The organism is Parasphingorhabdus sp. (assembly GCF_036963805.1).
Lineage (GTDB): Bacteria > Pseudomonadota > Alphaproteobacteria > Sphingomonadales > Sphingomonadaceae > Parasphingorhabdus.
Map to the genome: position 1 here is coordinate 1 of NZ_JBALUN010000004.1, position 25,582 is coordinate 25,582.

The 25,582-nt window shown below is 52.9% G+C and carries 26 protein-coding genes; 16 read left to right on the top strand and 10 right to left on the bottom strand.

All coding sequences use genetic code 11. The features are described 5' to 3' along the window. The 3 genes from V7676_RS11770 to V7676_RS11780 form a co-directional block, all read left to right on the top strand. Nucleotides 1–258: hypothetical protein (locus V7676_RS11770; protein ID WP_335659891.1), on the top strand; the 258-nt coding region annotated here is incomplete at its 5' end. Between the two features lie 116 nt (nt 259–374). After that, nucleotides 375–1,259, top strand: a complete 885-nt coding sequence (locus tag V7676_RS11775) for an alpha/beta hydrolase (RefSeq protein ID WP_335659892.1) — start codon at nt 375–377, stop codon at nt 1,257–1,259. A 2-nt stretch (nt 1,260–1,261) separates the two neighbouring features. Then, complete coding sequence (locus tag V7676_RS11780; protein ID WP_335659893.1) at nt 1,262–2,071, top strand: NTP transferase domain-containing protein; 810 nt, start codon at nt 1,262–1,264, stop codon at nt 2,069–2,071. A 12-nt stretch (nt 2,072–2,083) separates the two neighbouring features. Here the strand turns inward: V7676_RS11780 and V7676_RS11785 are convergent, their stop codons facing one another. After that, on the bottom strand, nt 2,084–3,415 hold the full coding sequence (locus V7676_RS11785) for a lipopolysaccharide biosynthesis protein (protein WP_335659894.1): 1,332 nt from the start codon (nt 3,413–3,415) through the stop codon (nt 2,084–2,086). 121 nt (nt 3,416–3,536) lie between these two features. On the opposite strand from V7676_RS11785, the gene V7676_RS11790 reads away from it, so the two are divergent. Further along, nucleotides 3,537–4,283, top strand: coding sequence for a phosphocholine cytidylyltransferase family protein (locus tag V7676_RS11790; protein ID WP_335659895.1), 747 nt, complete (start codon nt 3,537–3,539; stop codon nt 4,281–4,283). Here V7676_RS11790 and V7676_RS11795 read toward each other — a convergent pair. Then, complete coding sequence (locus V7676_RS11795) at nt 4,280–4,711, bottom strand: HIT family protein (RefSeq protein WP_335660099.1); 432 nt, start codon at nt 4,709–4,711, stop codon at nt 4,280–4,282. The two genes, V7676_RS11790 and V7676_RS11795, sit on opposite strands and share 4 nt — an antisense overlap. Before the next feature lie 7 nt (nt 4,712–4,718). After that, nucleotides 4,719–5,816 carry a CDP-alcohol phosphatidyltransferase family protein gene (locus V7676_RS11800; protein ID WP_442955438.1) on the bottom strand — a complete coding sequence of 366 codons (1,098 nt, stop codon included), beginning with the start codon at nt 5,814–5,816 and terminating at the stop codon, nt 4,719–4,721. 299 nt (nt 5,817–6,115) lie between these two features. Between V7676_RS11800 and V7676_RS11805 the strand changes: the two genes are divergently transcribed. The 10 genes from V7676_RS11805 to V7676_RS11850 all read left to right on the top strand — a co-directional run bounded on the left by V7676_RS11805 (nt 6,116) and on the right by V7676_RS11850 (nt 17,665). Next, on the top strand, nt 6,116–6,898 hold the full coding sequence (locus tag V7676_RS11805) for a succinate dehydrogenase iron-sulfur subunit (RefSeq protein ID WP_335659897.1): 783 nt from the start codon (nt 6,116–6,118) through the stop codon (nt 6,896–6,898). A gap of 35 nt (nt 6,899–6,933) precedes the next feature. Further along, nucleotides 6,934–7,422: a PaaI family thioesterase gene (locus V7676_RS11810; protein ID WP_335659898.1), complete on the top strand. Its 489-nt coding sequence runs from the start codon at nt 6,934–6,936 to the stop codon at nt 7,420–7,422. Beyond that, nucleotides 7,419–8,540: a cell division protein ZapE gene (zapE, locus tag V7676_RS11815; RefSeq protein ID WP_335659899.1), complete on the top strand. Its 1,122-nt coding sequence runs from the start codon at nt 7,419–7,421 to the stop codon at nt 8,538–8,540. The genes V7676_RS11810 and zapE overlap by 4 nt, the downstream gene beginning before the upstream one ends. Nucleotides 8,541–9,089: 549 nt before the next feature. Continuing rightward, nucleotides 9,090–10,052 (top strand): malate dehydrogenase, encoded by a 963-nt coding sequence (gene mdh, locus V7676_RS11820; RefSeq protein WP_335659900.1) that lies wholly within the window; start codon nt 9,090–9,092, stop codon nt 10,050–10,052. A 2-nt stretch (nt 10,053–10,054) separates the two neighbouring features. After that, nucleotides 10,055–10,393 carry a hypothetical protein gene (locus tag V7676_RS11825; RefSeq protein WP_335659901.1) on the top strand — a complete coding sequence of 113 codons (339 nt, stop codon included), beginning with the start codon at nt 10,055–10,057 and terminating at the stop codon, nt 10,391–10,393. 14 nt (nt 10,394–10,407) lie between these two features. Next, entirely contained in the window at nt 10,408–11,298 is an 891-nt protein-coding gene (gene sucD, locus V7676_RS11830; RefSeq protein WP_335659902.1) for a succinate--CoA ligase subunit alpha, read from the top strand. A gap of 55 nt (nt 11,299–11,353) precedes the next feature. After that, nucleotides 11,354–14,143, top strand: a complete 2,790-nt coding sequence (locus tag V7676_RS11835) for a 2-oxoglutarate dehydrogenase E1 component (protein ID WP_335659903.1) — start codon at nt 11,354–11,356, stop codon at nt 14,141–14,143. 42 nt (nt 14,144–14,185) lie between these two features. Continuing rightward, nucleotides 14,186–15,421, top strand: a complete 1,236-nt coding sequence (gene odhB, locus V7676_RS11840) for a 2-oxoglutarate dehydrogenase complex dihydrolipoyllysine-residue succinyltransferase (protein WP_335659904.1) — start codon at nt 14,186–14,188, stop codon at nt 15,419–15,421. Between the two features lie 89 nt (nt 15,422–15,510). Beyond that, entirely contained in the window at nt 15,511–16,917 is a 1,407-nt protein-coding gene (gene lpdA / locus V7676_RS11845) for a dihydrolipoyl dehydrogenase (RefSeq protein WP_335659905.1), read from the top strand. A 127-nt stretch (nt 16,918–17,044) separates the two neighbouring features. Continuing rightward, a complete protein-coding gene (locus tag V7676_RS11850) occupies nt 17,045–17,665 on the top strand; it encodes a trimeric intracellular cation channel family protein (protein ID WP_335659906.1) in 621 nt (206 codons plus the stop codon). On the opposite strand, the gene sppA is transcribed toward V7676_RS11850, so the two are convergent. The 7 genes from sppA to V7676_RS11885 form a co-directional block, all read right to left on the bottom strand. Beyond that, nucleotides 17,638–19,524 (bottom strand): signal peptide peptidase SppA, encoded by a 1,887-nt coding sequence (gene sppA / locus V7676_RS11855; protein WP_335659907.1) that lies wholly within the window; start codon nt 19,522–19,524, stop codon nt 17,638–17,640. The two genes, V7676_RS11850 and sppA, sit on opposite strands and share 28 nt — an antisense overlap. A 74-nt stretch (nt 19,525–19,598) precedes the next feature. Beyond that, on the bottom strand, nt 19,599–20,240 hold the full coding sequence (locus V7676_RS11860) for a DUF1109 domain-containing protein (protein ID WP_335659908.1): 642 nt from the start codon (nt 20,238–20,240) through the stop codon (nt 19,599–19,601). Nucleotide 20,241: 1 nt separating this feature from the next. Continuing rightward, the gene (locus V7676_RS11865) at nt 20,242–20,766 is read right to left on the bottom strand and encodes a sigma-70 family RNA polymerase sigma factor (protein WP_335659909.1); all 525 of its coding nucleotides are present in this window, start codon (nt 20,764–20,766) and stop codon (nt 20,242–20,244) included. 24 nt (nt 20,767–20,790) lie between these two features. Continuing rightward, nucleotides 20,791–21,231 carry a DoxX family protein gene (locus V7676_RS11870; protein ID WP_335659910.1) on the bottom strand — a complete coding sequence of 147 codons (441 nt, stop codon included), beginning with the start codon at nt 21,229–21,231 and terminating at the stop codon, nt 20,791–20,793. Then, nucleotides 21,203–21,967, bottom strand: a complete 765-nt coding sequence (locus V7676_RS11875; protein WP_335659911.1) for an HvfC/BufC family peptide modification chaperone — start codon at nt 21,965–21,967, stop codon at nt 21,203–21,205. The genes V7676_RS11870 and V7676_RS11875 overlap by 29 nt, the downstream gene beginning before the upstream one ends. After that, nucleotides 21,951–22,808 (bottom strand): MNIO family bufferin maturase, encoded by an 858-nt coding sequence (gene bufB, locus V7676_RS11880; RefSeq protein ID WP_335659912.1) that lies wholly within the window; start codon nt 22,806–22,808, stop codon nt 21,951–21,953. Before bufB ends, V7676_RS11875 begins: the two co-directional genes overlap by 17 nt. Before the next feature lie 137 nt (nt 22,809–22,945). Next, a complete protein-coding gene (locus V7676_RS11885; RefSeq protein WP_335659913.1) occupies nt 22,946–23,242 on the bottom strand; it encodes a BufA1 family periplasmic bufferin-type metallophore in 297 nt (98 codons plus the stop codon). A 338-nt stretch (nt 23,243–23,580) separates the two neighbouring features. On the opposite strand from V7676_RS11885, the gene V7676_RS11890 reads away from it, so the two are divergent. Together V7676_RS11890 and groL are read left to right on the top strand one after the other, a co-directional pair. Next, nucleotides 23,581–23,871, top strand: coding sequence for a co-chaperone GroES (locus V7676_RS11890; RefSeq protein ID WP_335659914.1), 291 nt, complete (start codon nt 23,581–23,583; stop codon nt 23,869–23,871). A 48-nt stretch (nt 23,872–23,919) separates the two neighbouring features. Beyond that, nucleotides 23,920–25,572 (top strand): chaperonin GroEL, encoded by a 1,653-nt coding sequence (gene groL / locus V7676_RS11895; RefSeq protein WP_335659915.1) that lies wholly within the window; start codon nt 23,920–23,922, stop codon nt 25,570–25,572. Nucleotides 25,573–25,582: the final 10 nt, after the last annotated feature.

A 25,582-nucleotide genomic window follows, 5' to 3' on the forward strand; every position in this document is an offset into this window, starting at 1 on the left:
GGCAATCCCCCGCGCCGATCAGATGCGGAATTGCTGGAGGCTTGGGCCAATAGGAACGAATATATGCGGATCAGCGCGATGGCGCCGGAGGATATTGACGTGTCCGATCTCGATCCGGCCGAGAGCGATAGCTGGGGCGATATGGACTGGGAGCGGGCATCGCGCAGCGGTCTGCTGAAAAGCAGCGGGATGCTGGACGCGGCGGATGCAGAAATGGAGGCGGATTTTCAGGCGTGGCAGAAGGGGCAAGGGCTGTGATTTGTGTGAATTTTGAACGGCCAATCGCCTGTCGCTTGAAGGTCACGGCCTTCGCCGGGATGACGAGGGTTTGAGCGGCCATTGCCAGCATCTGATCCACTAGCTAAGACATTGCTATGAAATGGCTCCTCACATTCGGGATAGTGGCGATTGCGGTCGCTGGCTTTGCCTATTGGTTTTTCCAGCAGCCCGGCCCGCGCCAGCTCGATATGGTCAATAATATCATCCCCGGTGACAGCAATGCAAAACTATTGCTCAGCAATCAGGTTTATGACGAAGAATATGGCCTTGGTCTTAACATCTGGACGCCGAAGCAGGTGTCGGAAAAGCCTTTGCCAGTGGTGATATTTATCTATGGCGGGGGGTGGCGAACGGGCTCAAAGGATGATTATGCCTTTGCCGGACGCGCCCTTGCCAGTCGGGGCTATGTGACGGTCTTGGCAGATTACCGGCTCTACCCCAAAACGAAATTTCCGGGTTTTCTGGAGGATAGCGCGAAAGCCGTCGCGTGGGTGCATGATAATATTGAAACCATGGGCGGTGATCCGGACCGGATATTCCTGTCGGGCCAATCGGCCGGGGCCTATAATGTCATGATGCTGGCGCTCGACCGGCAATGGTTGGGGCGGCTCGGCAAGACCCCCGATTTGATCAGGGGCGTTGCCGCCTTGGCTGGTCCCTATGATTTCTATCCCTTTGATACCGACATGACCAAGAACAGCTTTGGTTCCTACCATGATCCGAAAATGACCCAGCCCGTCAATTTTGTCCGCGCCGATGCGCCGCCGCTCTGGCTATCGACGGGCCTTGCCGATACGCAGGTCAAACCGCGCAACAGCCAGACATTGCGCGACAGGATATTAGAGGCAGGCGGCGATGCGGAATATACCGAATATAGCGAACTGGGCCATCTCGACATCATGATGGCCGTCGCCAAACCGTTCCGTTACAAAGGTCCGGTACTGGACGATATGATCGCCTTTTTTGAAAGTCACCAGTAACCGTGAATCAGACAAGTGGTGATAAGGCGGCGGCGTCGACGGACGCGATTATATTGGCGGGAAGCCGTCCGGACGGCGATGCCATGGCGGACAGCCGCGGCATAGCGGTGAAGGCGCTGATCCCCGTCGCTGACAAGGCGATGCTGGCCCATGTTGCGGAGGCTTTGTTACACCATAAAGCGATCAACAATCTGCATTTGCTGGCGCAGGATTTTAAGCCCTTTTGGAAGCATTTCGATACCAAGTTTCTGGAATCCGATGAGCGCGTGAAAACGCACAAAAGTTCGGCCACGATTGCCGCATCGATGAATGATGTTTTGAGCGAGGATGATGCGCGTTTTCCCGTGCTCATAACCACCGCCGATAATGTCTTGCTCAACGAGGCGATGATTGGCGAGTTTCTGGACGCAGCCGGATCATCCGATATTGCCATTGCGGTGGTCGAAAAACAGGTGCTGCTGAAAAGCTATCCCGCGTCACAGCGGACGTGGCTCACATTGCGGGGCGGCCAATATAGCGGGGCGAACCTCTTCTATTTCGGTTCGCCGCAAGCGCGTCAGATTTTGGATTATTGGGCAGAGGTCGAACAGGACCGGAAAAAGGGCTGGAAGATATTGACCATTTTCGGTCCGTGGCTGTTGTTTCTTGCGGTCACGCGGATGCTAACGGTGGACCAAATCGCGGCGCGGATCGGCAAGAGGCTCGGGCTGACCATAAAGATCGTCCGCATGTCTCAGGCCGAAGCCTGTATTGACGTCGACAAGGAAAGCGACCTTGTGATGGTCGAACAGATACTCGCCGCGCGGGGGTGATGATCCGCGCTTTTAACCTCTCGCCAAATTCCGGCGGGCGGCGATGCCGAACAAGGTTAGCCGGACGATAGCCGCGATCACCATCGCCCCTGCCGCGCCGGTTGCTCCAAAAAAGTGCAGGCCAAGGAGCAGCATCGTGATGAATAAGGACGCAATACAGGCTTGCAGGATTAACGCGGTGCGGGCGCCGCTGCCGGACAAGAGGGTGGGCTCATATATCGCGCCCGCAAGGTCGATAGACGCCGCGGTCGCGAGCAGGATGAGCAACGGATAGGCGGGAAGGAATTCGGGCCCTGACATATAAAACAGTGCGGGCTTCCCGATCACCAGCACGATCAGGATCACAGTGCCGCCGGTGATGAACAACATGCGGCTGGCCTTGCGGAACAAGACCCGCATCGCCTCTGCCCCTTGATGGGCGCGGACCAGATTGACTTCCGCAAATATCGCGCGGGATAATAAGGTGGATATTTTGGTCATCGCCACGCTCAATTGGCTCGCCAGCCGGTACAGACCGGCCGCTGTCGGCCCGACAAAATAGCCGACAATAAGCAGCGCAAAATTCTGCGACATTCCGGCAAAGGTCGACCCCAGATTGGTGATGAGCAAAAACTCGCCAATGCCTACGTTTTCACGCACCGCCTGTTTCGCGCGGGGCAGGTTGCGCAGCGACAAAATGTCACGGGCCTGCCACGCGGCAAACAGCCAATAGCCGATGGCATGGATGACTTCGGAAAGCGCCCAGACGATAAGGAAATTGATCAAGCTGGGCTCTGTGAGCCAAACAATCAGCGTTCCGATGAGCCGGACGATCGGAATAACAGCCTCGGCATAGGCGGCAAGATCAAAGCGGTTTTCGACACGTAATATGCCGGTCGGCGTGGATTTGATCGATAGCAGCATGACCAGTGCAAAGAGCAAAGCATTATGCGCCAATTCCTGATCCCAGCCAAAAAAGGGCGCAAGCCAGCGGATCGCAAAAAAGGCCAATATGCAGCCTGCCAGTGACCCTGCAATGTCGAGCAACGTGCAAAGCCCGACGAGGCGGCCAAAGCTATGCCGGTTTTCAGAGCCTGTGAGATAGCGCGAGCCGAACCGAATGACGACTTGCCACGTCTGAAAGGTAACGATGAGCGCAACAGCTTGCGCGGTTCCGGTAATCAGCGCGAATTGGCCAAATCCTGAAACGCCCAGAGTTCTGGTCAATATGGCAAGATAGAAGAGGCTCAAAAGCCCGCCGAAACCCTTGCCGCCCAATAACCAGCCGGTGTTGGCAACGATCCGCCCTATGCCGGTTTTCGTCGCTTTGGCGTCTTCAGATGCGATGCTAGCCTCCTCAGCCATGATTAATATTGCATCCGATAATGCCGCTGCGACCGGCGGTAACAGGATTGAGCTTTCTGGGCCATCGTTCTAAGTGTCTCCCCACAAAAGTTTCCTATCCCGATAAAGGCCAATTGCCAACATGATCGATAAAGTAATAATATTGAGCGCCGGTCAAGGCTCCCGGCTTTTACCGCTGACGGCAGAACGCCCTAAATGTTTGATCGATTTTTCGGGTAAAAGCCTGATCGCGTGGCAGATTGAAATGCTAGCTGCTGGCGGGGTGAGCGAGTTTCATATTGTGACCGGTTTTATGACGGATATGGTGGAAGCCGAGCTGGAACAGCTGAAGCAGGCTGGCGCTAATATTACCGTACATTTCAATCCATTCTATAAGGTTGCCGATAATCTGGGCAGCTGCTGGATTGTCCGCGATGTGATGGACGGCGATTTCATGATCCTGAACGGCGATACGCTAATCTCGCCGGAAATTATCGAAACGGCGCAAAAAGGCGGTGCTTGGCCGATTACAGTCACGGTCGATATCAAAGATCATTATGATAGCGACGATATGAAAGTCTCGCTTAGCGGTGAGCGTTTAATTGCGATTGGCAAGACTTTAACGGCAGAGCAGAGCAACGCGGAATCTATCGGATTCCTAGCGTTTCGCGGCGAAGGCGGGGTGCTATTCCGGGAGAAGGTGCGCGAATTCATGCGCACGCCAGCAGGCGTTGAAAACTGGTATCTCAAGATTATTGATGCGCTCGCCCCTAGCAAGAAGGTCGGCACGGTGTCGATCGAGGGTCATGACTGGGCCGAGGTCGATTTTCTGAATGATGTGGAAAGTGCCACAGCTCTTACCGATCAGTGGCTGGCCAAAGCGGATTAAGTTGGAAAGCCCGACTTTAACCATGTGCCCATGGCGGAAATTTGATCATCCGATAGTTTGATGGCCTCGCCAAGAGCTGGCGGGCCCGGCCATGATCCATCCGCAAAAATCTGTCCCATCCATTCGCGTGTTCCCTCATAGCGGGGAATGAGATGGAAATGGACATGCGGGTCAACCATCATCAACATCAGCCAATTGAGCTTCTCATGCGAAACCAAGCCTTCCAGCGCTGAGGAAACATCAGCGGTTACTGTCTTGAGTTCAGAGAAATGGTCAGGGGAAAGGTCACCAAAATCTTGCGCTTCGGATTTTGCCGCAACGATGAGGGAACCCAATGTTACTTGGGCGGGGCGGAGCAAGACGACCCAATGATCATATTCCCTTATCAATGTAGCAGGATAGCCGAATTTGGTGATGGTATCGTTGATCATCTGTCTATCCTTGTTCCTGTTCCAGCCATGAGACAATTTGACCGCCACGTATTCTGACCAAAACGGCTTGAAGAATCTGGACCATATGAACGGCGAGCGAGATTAAGGTCCACCAAGCCACCGCGATCAACCCGATATCTGGCCGACCAAATATCATCGACACAAATAACAATACCATATTGGGATTGCGCCTTGCCGTAATCAGGCGGAACCAGGAATCCATCGGGCGCCAGACATGGATATGCTGGCCGAAAGCGCGCATGAAAATTCCCTCGATAATGCGCTGCAAGACATAGCCGCCCAAAATGACGATCATAACCAACCGCAATTGATCTTCGGGCAGAGCCAAGCCTGCGGTGCCAAGGCCAAAGGCCCAAGCCACCCACCAGAACGGTGGGTGAACCAGATCGAGGCCATGGTCGAAAATATTGCCCCAAAAAGAGGACGTGATGGTGCAGCGGGCGAGCTTCCCATCAACCGTATCAAGGACCATGAAAACAAAGCCAGCGGCCATTCCGGTCCAGAAATAGCCATAATAGAACAGGAATATCGCCGAAATACAACCGATCGCCCCGATGCTAGTGACCATATTCGGGGTCATGCCAATACGTGCTGCAAAGCGGGTTAGAACCAATGCAAGTTCCGGCCAAAGATATTTGGTTAGAATGTCGGTTACACCCTTATAGGCGCCGAAATAGCTTTGCCGCTCAATGTCTTTCACCGTTGTCGGGGTGAGTTCGCGGACAAACGGCGTCTCCAACTTGCGCAATGAGCGATTGTAGATGCGAGGCTTGTCTTGATATTCCATCGCGTGGGCACCAGCTGGAATACGCAGTTCTGCAAGTGCCTCTGTATCTTCTTTGGCGTGAAGACTAGCGAGCACAGGTACGCCGCCTATTGTGAGCACTGTTCCCGGATTATCCTGAACATGGCGCATCCATTGCGGATCGAAGACATAGGCGAGGTTGACCCATAGGGTGCCATTCGCTCCGTCCGGCAATTTCTCCACCAACCGGCGGTTCCGTTCCGCATTGGTCATACCCCATATCAGCGTGCTATTTCCACCATGCAGCAAAAGAGTCACACTGTTCTTGGTCTGCATATATTTCATCCTGTAGTGATTTGGAATGAGAGGGTTTGTTTAATTATTAGTGAGCTAGCAGCGTTAGCAGGGAAATAGGGCATTTTAGAATCGAAAAAGAGGCAAATCGTACAAATCATATCGGAAGAGCGGCCCTGTAAAATTGCTTGCGTCACTTGTCCTGCCAGTTTTAATAGGCTTGAACGTCGCTAGACTGCTTATTTCAGGCATTGAGTTTGATGAGAAACTGGCTATGAACGGCCCCACATGATTGATAATCAACGCGACTCCTATTTTTTCGTCACAGCAAGAGAATATTGATGGCAACTTTTACGCTCCCGAAAAACAGTAAAATCCGCAAGACGGGTGAAGTGCATGAAGCGCTGAGCACCGGAACGACGCGTGCGTTTAAAGTTTATCGATATGACCCGGACAGCGGTGAGAATCCGCGCTATGACACATTTAAAATCGATACAGACGATTGTGGGCCGATGGTTCTTGATGCGCTCATCAAAATGAAAAGCGATCAGGATTCTACGCTGACCTTCCGCCGTTCTTGCCGTGAAGGTATTTGCGGGTCCTGCGCGATGAATATTGACGGTAAAAACGGCCTTGCCTGCACAACCGCGATTGAAGATTGCAGCAAGGAAGTAAAAATTACGCCATTGCCGCATATGGAAGTGATCAAGGATCTTGTTCCTGATTTTACCCATTTCTATGCACAATATGCATCGATCCAGCCTTGGTTGAAAACGGTCACTCCGACCCCATCGGGCAAAGAGCGGCTGCAGTCTCCGGAAGACCGTTCCAAGCTTGATGGACTTTACGAGTGCATATTATGCGCCTGTTGCCAGACCAGCTGCCCAAGCTATTGGTGGAATTCTGACAAATTCCTTGGCCCTGCTATCCTGTTGCAAGCCTATCGCTGGCTTGCGGATAGCCGTGATGAAATGACCGGTGAGCGGCTCGACGAACTGGAAGATCCGTTTCGTCTCTATCGTTGCCACACGATCATGAATTGTGCCAATGCCTGTCCCAAGGGCCTGTCGCCAGCAAAAGCGATTGCGGAGATCAAGAAGATGACCGCAGCCCGAGAGGTTTGATTTCTCGCCGATGCTGACAGTTAGGCAATAAGCATATGGCCGATACCGAATCTGTTTTTTCTATCAATGAACCGGACCCGGACCATCCGGGTTGGTATCAATGGAAATTGAGCGACCCGGATTGCTATAATAGCTTCTTGGGGGCCATGATCATTCGTCGCGGCGGTGATGGCATTGCTGATAATATCGCCCGGATCCGGATGTTTCCCGAGCGGCGACATCGCAATTTGACCGATGCTGTCCATGGTGGAACCATGCTGGGATTTATCGACTGTTCGTTATTTGCAGCAATGCGAGTATTGGAACTCGGACCTGCCGGTTTTGCCGTTACGATGGAATTGCAGACCCATTTTGTCGGCGCGGCGCGGCTTTACGAGCCGCTCGAAGCGCAGGTGGAGGTGGTGCGCGAAACGGGACGCTTCTTGTTCCTGCGCGGTCTGGCGGTGCAGGGTGATCAGGAAAATATGGCTTCTTATTCGGCGATTGTTAAAAAGCCTCCACCGCAAAAATCAGGACAGAAATGACAGATTTTTATGCGCGCTATCAGGCGTTGATTGCAAATGGTGAGTTAAGGCCTGACGCTGATCAGGAAGCTTGTGCGCAACGTCTGGCCCAATTGCAGACGGACCTTGAAGCTGTTCCGCCAAAGGGCAGCGTCTTATGGCGGATGTTTTCCAAGAAACCGAACGCGCCCCGCGGCATTTATATGTGGGGCGGGGTTGGCCGCGGCAAATCCATGTTGATGGATTTATTCTATGAAACGCTCCAAATTAATCGCAAGAAACGCGCGCATTTTCATGAGTTTATGCTGGATGTGCATGCACGGTTGAATGAAGAGCGCAAGAAGGAGCAAGGCGATCCGATCCTTCCAGTGGTCGAAGCGCTAGCCAGTGAAGCCCGCTTTCTCGCCTTTGACGAGATGGTCGTCAATAATAGCGCCGATGCCATGATTATGTCTCGGCTGTTTACCGGGTTGGTCGAAGCGGGTGTTACCTTGATCGCAACGTCGAATCGTCCGCCGGTTGATCTGTATAAAGACGGCCTTAACCGCGAACATTTTTTGCCTTTCATTGACCTGCTGCAAAGCCGCCTAGATGTTATTTCGCTTAACGGCCCTACCGATTATCGCCGGGAACGACTGGGGGGTGTGGAACTATGGCATTCTCCGAATGGAGAGGCCGCAACCAAGGCGCTGAGCGAAGCGTTTTTCCGTCTGACCGATTATCCGCCAGAAGATCGCGCCCATGTGCCGTCCGAAGAACTGCCAGTGCAAGGCGCGCGGTCGATACATGTGCCAAAGGCGTTAAAAGGCGTAGCGGTATTTTCGTTTAAACGGCTTTGTGCAGAAGCGCGCGGCGCGGCGGATTATCTGGCTATCGCGCGGCATTTTCATAGTGTGATCATTGTCGGCATTCCGATCCTCTCCAAGGAGAACCGCAACGAAGCCGCGCGTTTTGTGACACTGATCGATGCGCTCTACGAATATCGGGTCAAGCTGCTGGCAAGTGCTGACGCTGATCCCGACGCGCTCTATCCAGAGGGCGATGGCAGCTTTGAATTTGAACGCACCGCATCGCGTCTCTTGGAAATGCAGTCCGATGATTATCTGGGGCTCGGCCATGGCGAGACGGAAGGCGCTTGATCTAAAGTTCACACAAATCACAGGGTCTTTAGCTCTTTCTCCTGTCCTCTCGCCACGTTCAGCATGAACGGAGAGTGGGGTTTGTTGTGAGGCGACAGACAACCCAAAGTTCACACAAATCACACTTGCTTTTGCGGATTATTGTGACATTTTCGGTCGCGCTATTTTGGCGTGAAAATATATCGTGGTGATATGCAGGGCTGAGAAAGAACGGGTTGTGGTTTATCGCATATTTTATGAGCGGGTTTTTACCATAGCGTTCCTTCTGTAGGAAAGCGCTTTGCATCCGTTCAGTATTTCTAAAGACTGTGCGCGCCATATGGAAGAAATGGAGGCGAACGATAGCTTTAGTTAAATTCGCTCAATATGGCGGGTTTCACCCTTAAACCATGATGTTTCCATCCTTCTGCCCATCCCGCTAATGCTATTGCAAACCATTTGCATAAAAAGCCTGTAAAATGGTGCTTTATGCGGTTGAAATTGCGTTTGGATAGGCCTAATCCAACAGGCACGTTTTTCTACGAATCTGATTTCAGGAGATTTTTCCCAATGGCCCGTAATAAAATTGCGCTGATCGGCGCAGGCATGATTGGCGGCACGCTCGCCCACCTCGCCGCTTCCAAGGAAATGGGCGATGTCGTCCTGTTTGATATTGCCGAAGGCATGCCCTCTGGTAAGGCGCTCGACCTTTCTCAGGCGGCTCCCGTCGACGGTTTTGATTCCAATCTGAAAGGCACCAGCGATTATGCTGATATTGCCGGTGCTGACGTTGTTATCGTAACGGCCGGCATTCCGCGCAAGCCCGGCATGAGCCGCGACGATCTGCTCGGCATCAACCTGAAAGTTATGAAGGCTGTGGGCGAGGGCATTAAAGCCAATGCACCGGATGCTTTTGTTATCTGCATCACCAACCCGCTTGATGCGATGGTTTGGGCATTGCGTGAATTTTCCGGTCTGCCGCATAACAAGGTCGTCGGCATGGCTGGCGTTTTGGATAGCGCCCGCTTCCGCCACTTCCTTGCTGACGAATTTAAAGTGTCGGTTGAAGATGTCACCGCCTTCGTTCTGGGTGGCCACGGCGATACGATGGTTCCGGTTCCAGCTTACTCTACGGTTGCTGGTATCCCGATCCCTGATCTCATCAAAATGGGCTGGACCACACAGGAAAATATCGACGCAATTGTTCAGCGCACCCGTTCTGGCGGCGGCGAAATTGTTCAGCTGCTCGGCAATGGCTCGGCTTATTATGCGCCAGCAACCAGCGCGATCATGATGGCGGAAAGCTATTTAAAAGATAAGCGCCGCGTGCTTCCAGCCGCTGCGCATCTCACCGGCCAATATGGTGTTGATAATCTTTACGTTGGCGTGCCGTGCATCATCGGCAAAGACGGTGTCGAGAAGATCATCGAGATCGAACTGAGCGAAGAAGCGCAGGGCAATTTCGATGTATCGGTTGATGCAGTGAAAGAATTATTGGCAGCGTGTAAGGCGTTGGATAGCTCGCTGGCCTAAACGTGGACATCAGCTTTATACTTATCGGGCTGTCCGGATTGATGCTCGCAGGCTGTGGGATAGTGGCGGTGTTATGGATAATGTTTGTCGTTACCCGTCTTGCTTATCAATTTTCAGGAAATGAAGTGCCAAAAGCGGGAGTAGCGGCTGTCATACTGATTTTTGCAATGCCAGTGCTTACCTTCGCTGTTTTTTTCTTATCACTGGAAATCGTCAAAGACGGTCCGGGTCCTGCGCTTCTGGGCTTAATACCAGCTGCTATGCTATGGGTCCCACTAGCAATAACAAGTGTGGGTGTTTTTCGAAACGGACTTAATGAATTACCAGATAAAATATCCTAAATTGAGGAAATAGAATGAGCATATTAATCGACAAAAATACCAAAGTTATCACCCAGGGCATGACCGGTAATACCGGCACGTTCCACACCGAACAGGCAATCGCATATGGCACGCAAATGGTCGCCGGTGTGACTCCTGGCAAAGGCGGTACGACCCATATCGGCTTGCCCAACTATAATACGGTAGAAGAAGCTAAGCATGCAACCGGCGCGACTGCTTCTGTTGTGTATGTCCCGCCTCCGTTCGCAGCGGATTCAATCCTCGAAGCCATTGATGCCGAGATTGAACTGATCATCGCGATTACCGAAGGCGTTCCGGTGCTCGACATGGTTCGCGTGAAGCGCGCCCTGCAAGGCAGCAAGTCCCGCCTAATCGGTCCAAACTGCCCCGGTGTTTTGACCCCCGATGAATGCAAAATCGGCATCATGCCCGGCAGCATTTTCCAAAAGGGTTCGGTCGGCGTTGTCTCACGCTCCGGTACGCTGACTTATGAAGCCGTGCACCAGACCACAGCGGTTGGCCTTGGCCAGACCACAGCGGTTGGCATTGGCGGTGATCCGGTTAACGGCACCAACTTTATCGACATACTCGAACTCTTCCTTGCCGATGATGAAACCAAGTCGATTATCATGATCGGTGAAATCGGCGGTAGCGCAGAAGAAGAAGCGGCGCAGTTCATTGCCGACGAAGCCAAACGCGGACGTAGCAAGCCAATGGTTGGCTTTATCGCTGGTCTCACGGCTCCTCCGGGACGCCGCATGGGCCATGCTGGCGCGATTGTTTCTGGCGGCCAAGGCGGCGCAGAAGACAAGATCGCAGCGATGGAAGCCGCTGGTATTCGCGTTTCTCCAAGTCCGTCCGAACTCGGCACGACATTGGATGCGATGTTGAAAGAATTGGTCTAGATTATTTGGCCTTCTGCGCGAGCAGGGGGCCAACACCCTCCCCAAGGAAAAAATCATGGGACTAGAAGGTCAGGAATTTGGTATCGGCTCTGAACCAGAGCAAGGCCCGAGCTGGAAAAAGAAGCATTGGCCGATTGATGACGTCGATGAGCTGAACAGCGCTCTTGACCCCACGCAAATGGGCGTCGAGATCAAGGCGGCGGCGGAAAAATCCGGCAAGTCGATGTCTGATGCTGAAGTGGGCGTCGCGGCAGAAAAATCCATTCGCGCGATGATGCTAATCCGCACCTATCGGGTGCGCGGCCATCTGGGTGCCAATCTTGATCCATTGGGATTGTCCAAGCTGGAACAACCGGCCGATCTGACTCCCGAATTTCATGGATTCACCGCCGAGGAGATGAATAAGCCCATTTTTCTGGGCGGCGTTCTAGGATTTGATACCGCGTCTATTCGTGAAATCGAAGCCGTGCTGCGCGCCAATTATTGCGGCCCCGTGGGTCTGGAATATATGCATATTGCCGATATCGAGGAACGGCGTTTTCTGCAGGACCGGATGGAGGGCAAGGACGCCGAAATCCTCTTCACGCCAGAAGGCAAGAAGGCGATCCTCAACAAGGTGATCGAGGGCGAGGAATATGAAAATTTCCTCGGCAAGAAATATGTCGGCACCAAACGATTCGGCCTTGATGGCGGTGAATCGATGCTGCCCGCGCTTGAAAATATCATTAAATATGGCGGTCAGGCCGGTGTGCGTGACATTGTCTATGGCATGGCCCATCGCGGCCGTTTGAATATTTTGGCCAATGTGATGGCCAAGCCTTATAAAGTTATCTTCCACGAATTTCATGGTGGATCGGCGAACCCCGAAGATGTTGGCGGTTCCGGCGATGTGAAATATCATTTGGGCACCTCCTCTGACCGTGAATTTGACGGCATAAATGTTCATATGAGCTTAGTGCCCAATCCATCGCATTTGGAAGCGGTCGACCCCGTCGTTCTTGGCAAGGTTCGCGCCCAGCAAGTGGCGCGCGATGATCTTGAAAACCATGATCAGGTCTTGCCTGTGCTTATCCACGGCGATGCCGCGTTTGCAGGACAGGGAATCGTTTGGGAATGTCTCGGCTTCTCTGGCATTCGCGGTTATAATACCGGCGGCTGTATCCATTTTGTGATCAACAACCAGATTGGTTTTACCACCAGTCCGCAATTTGCGCGTTCTTCGCCTTATCCATCCGACGTGGCCAAAGGTGTGCAAGCGCCGATTTTCCACGTTAATGGGGATGATCCTGAAGCAGTGACTTTCGCTTGTAAGATAGCGATTGAATTTCGTCAGCGTTTTGGCCGTGATATCGTTATCGACATGTGGTGCTATCGCCGCTTTGGCCATAATGAAGGCGACGAACCAAGTTTCACCCAACCCATCATGTATGCGGCGATCAAAAACCATCCCAAAGTCAGCAAGCTTTATGAAACGCGGCTAGTTGAAGAAGGCGTGATTGATGCGGATTGGGGCAGGGCGACCCGTGACAATTTCGCAGCGCATTTGGAAACCGAATTTCAGGCTGCTGCCAATTATAAAGCTGACAAAGCCGACTGGTTCGGCGGTCGCTGGCAGGGGCTTCACATTCCTGCTGATCCGGAAACGGCGCGGCGCAATGTCGAAACGGCGATTGATACAAAATTATTCGATAGTCTTGGCCGTACGCTAACCAAGGTTCCGGACGGACTGAAAATACATAAAACCTTGGGCCGCGTTCTCGATGCCAAGGCAAAAATGTTTGAAACCGGTGAAAATTTCGACTGGGCGACCGGTGAAGCGCTGGCTTATGGATCACTGGTTTCTGAAGGGTACAACGTGCGCCTGTCCGGTCAGGACAGTGGGCGCGGAACCTTTTCCCAGCGTCATGCGGTCTGGGTCGATCAGAATACGGAAGCAAAATATGTGCCGTTGAGCACTGTCCCACATGGCCGGTTTGAGGTGCTTGATAGCCCGCTCAGCGAATATGGCGTGCTCGGCTTTGAATATGGCTATGCTGCTGCCGATCCGAAGACGCTGGTGCTATGGGAAGGGCAATTTGGCGATTTCGCCAATGGCGCGCAGATTATCATTGACCAGTTTATTGCATCGGGCGAGGCCAAATGGCTGCGTGCCAATGGTCTCGTGATGCTGCTTCCTCATGGTTATGAAGGTCAGGGTCCGGAGCATAGTTCGGCGCGGCTGGAACGTTTTCTGCAACTTTGTGCGCAGGATAATATCCAGGTTGCGAATATCACGACACCGGCGAATTATTTCCATATTTTGCGCCGTCAGATGTTGCGCAGTTTCCGTAAACCCCTTGTCATCATGACGCCAAAATCATTGCTGCGTCATAAATCGGCTGTGTCGAGCGCCGATGAGTTTCAGGGCGAACATCATTTCATGCGGATCAAGTCGGATACCAATCCGCCCGCTGACAAAGATGTGAAACGGCTGGTGCTTTGTTCGGGTAAGGTTGCTTATGACCTGATCGACGCGCGCGATGCAGCAAAAGACAAGAACACATCGATTGTCCGAATTGAACAGCTTTATCCCTTCCCGTCGGAACCATTGGTTGTGCGCCTGAAACGGATGAAAAATCTGGAAACGCTGGTCTGGGCACAAGAAGAGCCCCGCAATAATGGCAGCTGGCATTTTGTCCGCGCGTATCTGGAAGAATGTCTGAAAGAGGCGGGCGTTGGACCTGTTGATCCTGTTTATGCGGGACGTGATGCGTCGGCGTCGCCTGCAACCGGATTGGCATCACGGCACAAACAGCAGCAAGAGCAGCTGGTTGCCGAAGCTTTGGGCCATCCGATAAAAAATTGATTTGGTGCGGAACGATCCGCCGATGAAAGTGAGCGTAAGACTATGGCAACAGATGTAAAAGTCCCCGCATTGGGCGAATCGATTACCGAAGCAACTGTGGGTGAATGGCTCAAACAGCCCGGTGACACGGTTGCAGCCGATGAACCCATAGCCAGTCTGGAAACCGACAAAGTGGCGCTGGAAGTACCTGCACCGGTAGCAGGAATTATGGGCGCCCATCTGGTCGCTGTGGGCGATACGGTCGAAGTGGGTGCGATCATTACACAGATTGAAGCCGGTAGCGGCGCATCGGCATCAACTGCTGCGAAAGCGGCTCCCGCACCGGCGGCCACGCAATCAGAACCTGTTGCAGGCGACGATACAGCCTCCTCCATCACCCTGTCACCAGCGGTCCGCCGCCTGGTGCTGGAACATGGCGTGGACCCTAGCAAGATCAAAGGCTCCGGCAAAGATGGCCGCTTGACCAAAGATGATGTCGAACAATATGTGAAAACCGGCGCTGCCGCACCATCGACTGAAAAAGGCCAGACTTCCAGCGCGGAAATTCAGCCTGCAGTCGCATCAACAGCGGGCAGCCGCAATGAAGAGCGGGTGCGCATGACGCGCCTGCGTCAGACAGTCGCGAAGCGTTTGAAAGAAGCGCAGGATACTGCGGCTTTGCTGACCACTTTCAACGATGTCGATATGACGGCGGTGATGGAAACGCGCAGCAAATATAAAGATTTATTCGCCAAGAAGCATGGCGTGAAGCTCGGCTTTATGGGCTTTTTCGCCAAGGCTGCCTGTATGGCGCTGAAAGATGTGCCATCGGTCAATGCACAAATTGACGGTGATGAAATTGTCTATCATGACTATGTCGATATTTCGGTTGCGGTGAGCGCGCCCAACGGGCTCGTCGTACCGGTGATCCGCAATGCTGAAACGATGAGCTTTGCCGATGTAGAAAATACCATTGGTGATTTTGGCAAGCGCGCGACGGATGGTACGTTGACCATGGCGGATATGAAAGGCGGCACGTTCACGATTTCGAACGGCGGCGTATTTGGATCGCTTATGTCCACCCCGATTATCAACCCGCCGCAGTCGGCTGTTCTCGGTCTTCACCGGATTGAACAACGTCCCGTGGTGATGCCGGATGGTTCCATACAGGCGCGGCCGATGATGTATCTTGCGCTTAGCTATGACCACCGGTTGATTGATGGCCGCGAAGCAGTGACCTTCCTGGTGCGGATCAAAGAAGCGATTGAAGATCCGACCCGGCTTTTGATTGATTTGTAAGATACCCCCAACGTCTCGTCATGCTGAACTTGTTTCAGCATCTCGGGAGATCCTGAAACAAGTTCAGGATGACGATGAGAGAAAAGATAATGACCGATAATTTCGACTATGATGTTCTGATAATCGGCTCCGGCCCTGGTGGTTATGTGGCTGCGATCCGTGCGGCACAGCTGGGTTTGAAAACTGCTTGCGTGGAAAGCCGCGAGACATTGGGCGGCACTTGCCTGAATGTCGGGTGCATCCCTTCGAAGGCGATGCTGCACGCGTCGGAATTATTTCATGAAGCGCATAGCGGCGGTTTAGAGAAATTCGGCATCAAACTGACCGGAACCAAGCTTGACCTGAACCAGATGCTTGCGGAGAAATCCAAAGCGGTTGGAGAATTGACCGGCGGGATTGAAGGGCTGTTCAAGAAAAACAAGGTCGATTGGATTAAAGGCCGCGGCGCATTTGAAAGCGCGAATACAGTCAAAATTGGTGACAAGACCGTCACTGCGAAAAATATCGTCATCGCTACCGGCTCTTCGGTCACGCCGCTACCGGGTGTAGAGATAGACAATAGCAAGCATATCGTTGTCGACAGCACCGGCGCGCTGGAATTCCCGAAAGTGCCGAACCATCTGGTTGTCATTGGCGGCGGTGTCATCGGGCTGGAACTCGGCAGCGTATGGCTGCGCCTTGGTGCGAAAGTCACGGTCGTGGAATATCTCGACCAGATTTTGCCCGGCATGGACGGCGATATCCGCAAAGATAGCGCGCGCATCTTCAAGAAACAGGGCTTTGACATTAAAACCGGCACCAAAGTGACGGGTGTGACGGTCAAGGGCAAGAAAGCCACATTGACGGTTGAACCGGCCAAGGGCGGCGATGCTGAAACCATAGAGGCGGATGCGGTTCTGGTAGCCATTGGCCGTCGGCCCAATATTGACGGCTTGGCGCTCGAAAATTCCGGCGTGAAGACCAATGATCGTGGGCAGATCGAAGTCGGCCATGATTTCCAGACACCGGTTAAAGGTGTGTACGCGATTGGTGATGTCACCCCCGGCCCCATGCTGGCGCATAAGGCTGAGGATGAAGGTATCGCAGTGGCGGAATTTATCGCTGGTCAGCAAGGTATTGTGAACCATGACCTGATCCCCGGCGTCGTTTATACCTACCCCGAAATCGCTAGCATTGGTAAGACCGAGGAAGAGGTCAAGGAAAGCGGTGTCGCTTATAAGGTCGGGAAATTCCCGTTCTTGGCCAATAGCCGCGCAAAGACAAATCGCGATACAGAGGGCTATGTGAAAGTGATCGCGGAGGCCGATAGCGACCGCGTGCTGGGAGCGCATATCATCTCGTCATTGGCCGGAACATTAGTGTCCCAAATTACCCAAGCCATGGAATTTGGTGCGACCAGTGAGGATATTGCGTATACTTGTCACCCCCACCCAACGCACAGCGAAGCGATTAAGGAAGCGGCAATGGCGGTACAGGGCAAGCCGATCCATATGTAAGGCTTTACTATAAGCCCGGGATGTCAAATTCAGGAGACGCGTATATGTCCCAATTTATCGTTCCGCTTAAAAAATCGCTGATCTATTCACGGGCATTTGTGGTTCGTTTGGTCCTATGAATAGCGCGATGCTCTATAACGCCCTAGGCTTTTTGGACCTGTTCGGTATCGGTGTCTTTGCAATTTCAGGCGCACTCATGGCTGCGCGCAATGGCCAGACTTTGGTCACCTTTGCATTTTTCGCGCTTGTGACAGGTGTCGGCGGCGGTACGGTTCGGGATTTGTTGATCGGCGCCCCCGTATTTTGGGTGCAGGACAGCCGTGTACCGGTTTTATGTCTGGGCATAGCGCTGTTGGTCTGGGTCACGCCGGTGCGGTGGTGGAAAGAAGGCGCGGTGGATTGGTTTGATGCCATTGGCCTCGCCGCCTATTCGGTTTTTGGCGCGGCCAAAGCTTTGCAATTGGGCATAGAACCCGTCCCCGCTGCGATCATGGGGGTTATCACGGCCAGCGTTGGCGGCGTGATCCGCGATCTGATCGCCGGTGAACCATCGATCATTATTCGGCCAGAACTTTATGTGACCGCCGGCGCTCTCGCCGCCTTTACTTTCGTTGGCCTTTCCCAAACCGGCATGACTGGAATCGTCGCTGCTTCTATCGCTTTTACCGCTGGCTTTGCTTTACGCGCCTTGGCGATTGTAAAGGGCCTGTCGTTGCCCAGTTACCGCGGCGCAGAGGACAGCGAATAGCTTCTCAACAGGTCGAAAATATCCGGCGTTCCGGTTTTTATCGAACGGCCTTCGACGCCGCATTCCAGACAAAGAGCCTGCACATCTTCGCGTGCCATCAATCCGCGTGCTGTATTAAGCGCGTCGGCAAAAACGGCCTTTTGCTGTCGTGCGACCCAACCGACCATGCCGGTAACCGGCGCTTGTTCGGCTTTCGCAAATGGCAGCCCGCCTATGGGAAGCCAGTTGAAGGCCGCTTCCGCTTCCAGATATTTCGCATGATAGTCGCCTTTTTTCAGACCCGCGCGCTTAGCCGCCTCTGCCAAGGCTTCGTTCATGCCGCCAAATCCGTCAACCAGACCCAATTGCCGCGCGGTTCCGCCATCCCAGACACGGCCCTGACCAATAGTGTCGACCTCTGCATTGGTTTTGCTACGGGACTTGCCGACCAGAGATAGAAAATTCCGGTAGCTATGTTCCACGCCCGATTGCAGGACGGTGCCGAGATCTTCGCTAAATCCGCCAACAAAATCGGGCTCACCGGACAGCGGTGTTGTTTGTACGCCATCTGTGGTGACGCCCCATTTGCTCAGCGCCTTTTCAAAGCTTGGCAAGACAGCAAATACACCGATAGAACCGGTTATCGTATCGGGCTCTGCCATAATATGATCGCCCGCTGCGGCAACCCAATAGCCGCCACTGGCCGCAACATCGCCCATAGAAATGACAATCGGAATACCGGCCTTTTTAACATCCGCTAGCGCAAGCCGGATTTCTTCGCTCGCAAAGGCTGATCCGCCGGGAGAATCGACCCGTACGACCAATGCCTTGATGTCATCTTCTTCCAGCGCTTTGTAGATTTCTTCAGCGATGCGGCCACTGGCCGCGATGCCGGGACCAGCTTTGCCGCTAACAATTTCGCCCGCGACGGTAATCACGCCGATGGCTTTTCCGGATTTATCCGCCGGATGGGCAGCAACAAAATCATCATATTCAATGGCTTTGAAACTATCCGGCGATGGCCGTGTGTCTTCACCGACCTTGCTAGCAATATAGCGGCCAAAGGCGACCCGATCACCAATTTTATCGACAAGCTTCTGTTCGGTCGCGATCTTGGCATAATCGCCGCCTGCTGCTTTTACCAACGCGGCAGGATCATTCGCATAGGGTTCAATCACCGCCTGCGGCCGTGCCTTTTGGGCTTCGGAAAGCCAGTTGTCCCACAGTACTGCATAAAGCGCTTGTGACGCTTCTCTGGCTGCGGGCGACTGGTCAGCGCGCATATAGGGTTCGACGGCACTTTTATAGGTGCCGACGCGGTAAATATGGGCGGTAATGCCAAGCTGTTCGATCAGGTTCTTATAGTAAAGCCTACTGCCGCCCGGTCCGGCAAAGACTATGCCGCCCATCGGGTCCATCCAGATTTCATTGGCGTGCGCTGCCAGTTGATAGCTGTCATCGCTATAGAAATTGGCAAAGGCATAAATAGGTTTGCCGGATTTTTTGACCCGATCGAGCGCATCGCCAACGGTGGTGAGACTTGTTTGCCCGCCGCCCATAAATGCGCTCAAATCCAGTACCACTGCCTTGACACGATCATCCTCAGCGGATGCGTCAATGGCGCGGACAAGATCGCGCAGCCTATATTCGCGGGGCGTATCCTCACTACTGGTGAGCAGCGCGGTAATATCCTGTGTCGCTGGCTGTTCGACAATCACACCGTTAAGGTCGAGCAGCAATGCGCCGTCATGAATCGCGGCGACATTGGGACGAGCGGATAAAGCAGCATATAGCGCGGCAAAAAACAGCAGCATGGCGATCAGCACCAGACCGTCTTTAATCGCTACCAGAAATTTCCATGCTCCACGCGCAAATTGCATTTTCATCATTCTCCATAAACGGCGCGCTAATCGTAGCTGAACGCCCCGACCGATATGGTTATCCGTTTAGGAAATTACCAGCGGATAAGATGCGGTACGATGATACGTCCGGCGATGGCGCTCGCCAATACCGACAGAGAATACCATGTTCCGATATAATAAATGTCGTTAAACGGGCAGAATAAATTGTAAGCTGCTCCCCCCAAAGCGCCGGATGCGATGCCGACAAGCCATCCCGCACGTTCCGGAGAAGTCGGTGCCCCTTGCCGCAGCCATAGGGTCAGGCCGCCGCCAATAAGGGTCGCTGACAGGACGCTGGTCGCCAGACAGTGCAGACCCTCTGTGGGACGAAAGGCTTCTACCGGCGGCGTGTTGATCACGCTCATAATTGCTGCTGTTATCGGAAACAGGGAGGCCGTAACCAGCGCCCAAATCCATCCGCGGTTGAGATTGCCGACACCGGGCCGCGCCATATTGGCGGCGGCAAAAGCCGTCGCGACGCCCAGCATCAACAGAACGCCGCAGCGCAGGAAGAACATTGCATGCGCTATGCCCATGGAAAGATCGCTGCGTATATCCTGAAATAAAGCAATGGCAGATATGCAAACCAGTGTCAGGATTGCTGCAATACCAACCCCAATAGAAGGCTTTAACGTGCGCACCGGCGCCATGTCTTCGACCAGATCATCGATCAAGCTATTTGCTGCTTTACTCATTTCATTCGCTCTCGATTAGGGCGCTCATTTTCTTGAGCCCCCGATGAATATTGACTTTGACCAGCGATTCCGACTGGCCTGTTTGGGCAGCCGCTTCGGCAATGCTCAAGCCTTTGATTTTTACCATGGCGATGACATTGGCTTGTCGGCCGGGGATCATGCCCAGCAAGCGTTCCAGACTCACCTTTGTGGTCACATCCTCATCTTGGGGGTCCGCGACCATTTCTTCGTGCAGTTCGCCATGTTCGTGACGATAAATTTTGCGCAGACCGTCTATCCAGCGATAACGGCCAATCGCGGCAAGCCATGGCAGAAAAGCTCTGGCCGGATCATAGCTCGCCCGCTTTTTATGGAGCGAGATCAGGGTTTCCTGCACCAGATCATCGACCTCTGAGGGGTTAATCTTGCGCGCATAATAACGTCGCAACCATTTCTCGCACTCGGTCAACAGGCTGGCGTAGCAGAGCTTGTCACCGCCTTGCGCCTTGACCATTAAATGACGCAATGTCTCTTCATTGGCGATCATGGCTATTCTCCCCGATCATCTCACTTAACCCAATTTCCCGCCAAGCAGCTTGTCGATGGAAAACAAGCCGCCGCCACGGGTGATCAGGACCAGAGCAAGGGCGACCCAGATGATGTGGACCGACCACCATGCGTCAGGATAAACGAAAAACTGGATAACCAGCGTCATGACCAATAGCCCCGCTGCGCCAAAGCGGGTTGCGAGGCCTAATATCAACAAGATCGGGAAAAAATGTTCGGCATAGGTTGCGATTAATCCGGTAATTTCGGGAAAAGGCATACCATATTCATCGCGGAACAGATCAACAGTCAGGTCTTTCATAGTCAATAAGCTGCCATCCTCCACCTTGGTGCGGGCGGAGCGCCAGAATATTCCGGCCAACGCGACGCGGGCAAAGAGCAAGGCTATGGCTTCGGGAAATTTCCCGCTAACAAGTCTAGTCGCCTTTTTTATCAGTTTCGCCATGGCACTTGCCCCCGTTTGATTTCGTCATCACGCCTGTCTGTATCAGCTTTATGAGCCGTTCCATTGCAGCGTCTTCTCCACCCAGTTCGATGGCACTGGCCAAAAGGTTACCCATGGTCGCGATATATGCGATTTTTTCCGCAATATCATGTTCGACCTGCGTCAACGGGTGGAATAAAATATCGGCGTCTGGCCGTGCGACCAGCAAGGCCTCCGGGGTATCTTGGCCCAATTCTGCCAGCTCCGGTGATAGCGGGCCGGTTAGATTAATAAGCCGCATGGCCGGATGGGCGCCTATTTCGAGGCCGAGCAGGCTTGCTTCGTCCAAAGTCGCAATATCGCCCAGCGCAAGGGGTTGCGCCTCTGCGCTATGATAGCTTTTAATCCATGCCCATTCGATCCGCGCCAGATCGACTTCACTTGCCCCGACGCCTTGGCTCACCAGAAAATCGGCAAAATCAGCAGCGATATTATTCATATCGCAGGTCAGGATATGGGCCTGATCGATATAGTCCCGCGAAATCGCATGAAATGGTTCGTGCCCGATATGCGCATGTAATTTGGGATAGGAATTTTCCAGCGCGACTAGCCGCGCATGGGAAATGGTATTGGCATGGGCCTTCAGACCCAGAAGCGCACGGTCCGAACCTTGTTCAAATAGATCATCCGGGAAATGCGCCGGACCTTTTTGCAGACAGGCAATGAAGCGCAATTGGCTGTCAGCTAGCGAGGGCATTTTGCGTTCCGTTCAGCACCGCTTCGACTTTGGCAACTTCGGCCATCAGCACATCATAGGCAGGAATATCTGTATCCCATTCGATCAATGTCGGTTTGGCACCAGCCCGTTTGATGAACCGGTCATAAAGCCGCCAAGTCACGTCACTCACGATGGAGCCATGGTCGTCGATCAACAAAGGGCCGCTGTCATGTTCTTCGCGGGCATGACCGGCGAGATGTATTTCTCCGACAATATCGGGGTCAATCGCGTCAATATAGGCTTCCATATCCAGCCCGACATTCGTGGCGGTCACCTCGACGTTGTTAATGTCGAATAATAGACCGCAGCCTGATTGCTTGCACAGAGCCGAGATGAATTCGGTCTCGCTCATCTCGTCATCGCGATAGCTAAGATAGCGTGACGGGTTTTCGATCAGGATGGGCCGTTTCAACCGGTCCTGCACTTTCGCAATTTGTTCCGAGAAATGATCAAGCGCTTCGACTGTATAGGGAATGGGGAGAAGATCGGGATAGCGGTCATGGGCATTGCCGCTCCAGCTCAGATGGTCAGAAACCATGGCTGGTTCATAGCGTTCGCATAATGCGGCTATTTGTTCTAGATCATCGATATTCAAGCCTTCCGCCGAGCCGAGGGACAGGCCTACGCTGTGAAAGCTTAAAGGATAAACCCCGGCGATGGCGGTCAGCCAACGATGTAGCGGACCACCATCACCGAAGTAATTCTGCGGATGCACCTCTACCCATCCGGGTTTGTTTGATCCAGCTTCATCGGACAATATATCACTATAATGAACCGACTTCAGACCTATGCCGCCTGATGGAGGGAGGGAGTGAGGCATGGGTGCTTTCATAATGAGCAGATCAAAATTTGAGGCGTGAGAAGGGGCAACATCCGCAAAACTTAAACGATTTTGTTAGTGAAAGGAATAGAATGCCGTCTGCTCGCTTTTTCAGGGTGAGGACGGCACACTAGTTCTTAGCCTTTTTGTGGGACCGGCTTCACATTGCCTGTTTTTGCAGTCAGCGAACCACCGGCTTTAACACACGCCCCTTTGGCGGTATATTTCCAGGCGCTGCCCTGATAATCGGCAGTTGATGTTCCGGCACAGCTGGTACCGGGGCCAGCGGCGCAATCATTTTTTCCGGTCAATGCGATGCCGAAACATTTTTCTTTCGCACCGGTTGCGGCAGCGGTGGAAGGGGACATGGCAATTGTGGCAGCGGCGGCAAGGGCCGCAGCAGCGGCCGTGGCTTTGATTATGGAGTTAGACATTCGGTTTTCCTCTTTGGGTAATTTTAATGGAGGTGAACCTGTCTGGAAGGTTCATAAGGAGTTTCGAACCGCTCGCTCGCCCGGTTACATTTATTTTCAGACCAATTGAAAAAATGCGGAGCAAGATTCAGAAATGGCTTTTTTCCAGTAGGTATAGGCAGTAAAAAAGATTCAGATTTTTTTTGTCCGAAACCTTGATCCGTAATAAATATAGCCCATATGACCCCTGTTGGCACTCGACTCGATAGAGTGCTAATTCTCCATCGAAATATTCTTGATGGCTCGCGCTAAAGGAGCAGGGCCGCAGGTATCTAAGTTTGGACAAGAAAGGGAAACATATGAAATTTCGTCCATTACATGACCGTGTACTGGTTCGCCGGGTTGAGGCTGACTCAAAGACCGCTGGCGGGATTATCATTCCAGATAGCGCGCAAGAAAAGCCATCCGAAGGCGAAGTTGTCGCTGCTGGTAAAGGCCTGAAAGACGACAATGGCAAGGTAGTTGCTCTTGACGTTAAAAAAGGCGACCGCATTTTGTTCGGCAAATGGTCGGGCACAGAAGTCACCGTTGAAGGTGAAGAGCTGATCATCATGAAGGAAAGCGATATTCTCGGCATCGTCGAGAAATAAGCGCTTTTCTCCATTATAATTTCAATCATTTAAGCAGAGGAAAACAACATGGCTGCTAAAGACGTAAAATTTGGCCGCGACGCCCGCGAACGCATCCTTAAAGGTGTAAACACGCTGGCCGACGCCGTAAAAGTCACCTTGGGTCCTAAAGGGCGCAATGTGGTTCTCGACAAATCTTTCGGCGCACCGCGCATCACCAAAGACGGTGTATCGGTTGCCAAAGAAATCGAACTGAAAGACAAGTTCGAAAATATGGGCGCACAGATGCTCCGTGAAGTTGCATCAAAAACCAATGATGTTGCTGGCGACGGCACCACCACGGCGACTGTATTGGCGCAGGCGATTGTTAAGGAAGGCATGAAGTCCGTGTCTGCCGGCATGAACCCAATGGATCTGAAACGCGGTATCGACCAGGCGGTCCTAGCTGTGGTTGCAGACCTCAAGAAGCGTTCGAAAGACGTCAAGGGCAGCGAAGAAATCGCACAAGTTGGCATTATTTCTGCCAATGGCGATGTAGAAGTCGGTCAGAAAATCGCAGAAGCGATGGAAAAAGTCGGCAAAGAAGGCGTTATCACGGTTGAAGAAGCCAAAGGTCTCGACTTTGAACTCGACGTTGTTGAAGGCATGCAGTTTGACCGCGGTTACCTGTCTCCTTACTTTATCACCAACCCGGATAAGATGATTGCGGACCTCGAAAATCCTTACATTCTGATCCATGAGAAAAAGCTGACCAACTTGCAGCCTATGCTCCCAATTTTGGAAGCTGTTGTGCAAGCCGGACGTCCGCTTTTGATCATTGCTGAAGATATTGAAGGCGAAGCGCTAGCTACTCTCGTAGTGAACAAACTACGCGGCGGCCTGAAAATTGCAGCGGTGAAAGCACCTGGTTTCGGTGATCGCCGTAAAGCAATGCTGGAAGATATCGCGATCCTTACCAAAGGTGAAATGATCTCCGAAGATCTCGGCATCAAGCTGGAAAGCGTTACGCTGAACATGCTCGGTGAAGCGAAAAATGTCACGATCGACAAAGACAACACCATCATTGTTGACGGTGCTGGCAAGTCGAAAGACATTAAGGCGCGTGTTGAAGCGATCCGTGCGCAGATCGAAAACACGACTTCCGACTACGACAAAGAAAAACTGCAAGAACGTCTGGCGAAACTCGCTGGCGGTGTTGCTGTGATCAAAGTTGGCGGCGCATCTGAAGTGGAAGTGAAAGAAAAGAAAGACCGTGTCGACGACGCGCTGCACGCAACCCGTGCTGCTGTTGAAGAAGGCATTGTCCCAGGCGGCGGTGCTGCGCTTCTTTATGCTACTTCGGCTCTCAAAGGCCTTGAAGGCATCAACGACGACCAGACCCGCGGCATCGACATTGTTCGTAAAGCGCTGCAGGCTCCAGTTCGTCAGATTGCTGAAAATGCTGGTTTTGACGGCGCGGTTGTTGCTGGCAAAATGCTTGACCAGAAGAGCAAGGAATTCGGCTTCAACGCATCGACCGATGTTTATGAAGACCTTGTTAAAGCTGGTGTGATCGATCCTACTAAAGTTGTTCGCGCAGCTTTGCAGGACGCCTCATCGGTTGCTGGTCTGTTGATCACCACCGAAGCTGCTGTTGCTGAAACACCATCAGACGATAAAGCTGGTGGCGGCATGCCCGACATGGGCGGCATGGGCGGCGGCATGGGCGGAATGGGTTTCTAAATCTAAACGC